The organism is Altererythrobacter chaiwopuensis (assembly GCF_054957735.1).
The window spans coordinates 1-267 of the sequence record NZ_JBTXJF010000014.1; the positions used below are offsets into that span (position 1 = coordinate 1).

Here is a 267-nt window from a genome sequence, read left to right on the forward strand (position 1 = left end):
TGCGGCGCACCACGGCCAGGGCGATGGGGCCGTCCTCGTAGTGCAGGGCGACGGAGCGCACGGTGCCGATCTCGTCGTCGCCGACACGGACGGCCGCGCCAGGCTCGGGCAGCACGCTGTCGCTCCCGTCGAGGTGCAGCGCCACGAGCCGGCGCGGCGGATGCCCGAGGTTGTGCACCTTCGCGACCGTCTCCTGCCCGCGGTAGCAGCCCTTGTCGAGGTGCACGGCCGTGCGGAGCCAGTCGAGCTCGTGTGGGAGGGATCGGT

The 267-nt window shown here is 73.4% G+C and carries 1 protein-coding gene; it reads right to left on the reverse strand.

Going from position 1 to position 267, the window contains the following annotated elements:
• A partial coding sequence (gene ygfZ / locus ACX3VQ_RS13010; protein ID WP_462581470.1) for a CAF17-like 4Fe-4S cluster assembly/insertion protein YgfZ occupies positions 1–226 on the reverse strand: 226 nt, incomplete at its 3' end.
• Positions 227–267 lie beyond the last annotated feature (41 nt).